This window comes from Bradyrhizobium sp. SRS-191, assembly GCF_024586915.1.
Classification (GTDB): domain Bacteria; phylum Pseudomonadota; class Alphaproteobacteria; order Rhizobiales; family Xanthobacteraceae; genus Bradyrhizobium.
The window spans coordinates 1-1998 of the sequence record NZ_JANBVS010000065.1 but is presented as its reverse complement, the minus strand read 5'-3'; the positions used below and the strand labels follow the sequence as shown (position 1 = coordinate 1998).

At 64.5% G+C, this 1998-nt stretch carries 1 protein-coding gene and 1 pseudogene; both read right to left on the bottom strand.

Translation table 11 applies throughout. The features are described 5' to 3' along the window. Window positions 1-627: pseudogene (locus tag NLR35_RS33960) on the bottom strand (ABC transporter ATP-binding protein/permease); the annotation flags it as partial. Window positions 628-698: 71 nt separating this feature from the next. Beyond that, window positions 699-1998 (bottom strand): xanthine dehydrogenase family protein molybdopterin-binding subunit (locus tag NLR35_RS33955; RefSeq protein ID WP_257170896.1); only part of this gene is annotated, 1300 nt, incomplete at its 5' end.

Genomic DNA, 1998 nt, shown 5'->3' with positions numbered 1-1998 from the left:
GAAGGTCGCCGCCGACAGCAGCGCCGAGGTCACGCCGGCCAGAAAATCCACCGGCGAATCGGTCGCCACGCGCAGATCCTCGGCGATCCGGTATTCCGGATTCTTGTGGTCGCCGCCGACGAGGTTGAGCTGATAGTAGCGCCCGTTCTTGAGCCAGCGCGTCAGCACGCTGTTGGTCAGCCAGGCGCGCCAGCGTCGCTGGATGCCCATGCGCGCGAACACCTGCGCCACGCCGAGCACGATGCTGCCGAGCGCGAGCGGAAAGAACACGGCCGTGAGATGGAAGACGGTGCTCGCATCGCGCTTCTCGATGGCGTCGAAGATCGCGCGATTCCAGACGTTGATGCCGTACTGGAACGCGACGGTGAGGACGATCAGCACCACCAGCCCGAGCGAAAACGGCCAGGCGAGGCGGTCGCCGTTGCGGCCCCAGAAGCCGCGCGCGCTGATCCAGAAACGGGTGAGGAGATAGCTCTTGCGAAGCTGCTCGGCCTCTTCGGGCGACAGCTTGGGGTCGGGCTCGACCATTTCGGGCGGCGGCGGTGCGACGTCCTCGCCGCTCTCACCCTTGATGTCGACGATGGGCGGCTTCTTGCCCTGTTCACGCAGTCCGGCCAGCTTTTGCATGGCCGGACAACGCGGGGGAACTCGGCCGGTTCCCTCGGGGTTCCGCGCGGGAACCGAGCCATCGCGCAGGGTCAGCCGATCTCCGGCATCCGGTCGAGGAGCTTGTCGAGCGTCACCGGATAGTCCCGCACCCGTATGCCGGTCGCATTGTACACGGCGTTCGCAACCGCGGCTGCGACACCGCAGAGGCCCAATTCTCCAATACCTTTGGCTTTCATGGGCGAGGACATCGGATCGGTCTCGTCGAGAAAGATGACCTCCTGATGCGGAATATCGGCATGCACCGGAACTTCGTAGCCCGCCAGGTCGTGGTTGACGAAAAAGCCGCGACGTTTGTCGATCGCCAATTCTTCCATCAGCGCGCCGCCGACGCCCATGGTCATGGCGCCGATAACCTGGCTGCGGGCCGATTTCGGATTGAGGATCCGGCCCGCGGCGCAAACGGCAAGCATGCGTCGCACTCGTATTTCTGCGGTCGCAGCGTCGACCGCCACCTCGACGAAATGCGCGCCGAAGGTGGATTGCTGGTGGGTCTTGGCCAGGTCACCGTACTCGATAGCATCTTCAGCCACGATTTCGCCGTCGGCTGCGGCCTGCGCCAGCGGCGCCTTGCGGTTGCCCGATGCCACCTGCCCGTCGGCGAACGCAACATCGCCAGAGTTGAAGCCAAGCTTCTGGGCAATCGCCTCGCGCAGCTTGACGCAGGCCGCATAGACGCCGGACGTCGAATTGTTGGCGCCAAACTGCCCGCCGGAACCCGACGACACCGGATAGGTGGAGTCACCAAGGCGCACTGCAACCTTCTCGAGGGGCACACCCATCATCTCTGCGGCGGTCTGGGCAATGATCGTATAGCTGCCCGTGCCGATATCCGTCATATCGGTTTCGACTGTGACGATGCCGTCGCGGCCGAGCCGGACTCGCGCACCCGACTTCATCAGAAGGTTGTTGCGAAATGCCGCCGCCATGCCGAGCCCCAGGAGCCACCGTCCGTCTCGCACCTGTCCTGGCTTGGCATTGCGCTTCTCCCAGCCAAAACGCTCGGCTCCGATGCGCATGCACGCGACCAGCTGGCGCTGGGAAAACGGTCGATCGGGATGTTCAGGATCGACCTGGGTGTCATTGCGCTTGCGAAATTCGATTGGATCGAGATCAAGCCGCTCGGCCATCTCGTCCATCGCGATCTCCAATGCCATCATTCCAGGTGCCTCGCCGGGAGCCCGCATCGAGTTGCCCTCGGGGAGGTCGAGCGCGGCGAGGCGCAGTGCCGTCATCCGGTTGGCGCCGGCGTAAAGCAGTCTTGTCTGCCCGACCGCACCTTCGGGGCCTCCGTCAGCAAGATTGCCTGACCAGCTCTCGTGACTGATCGCC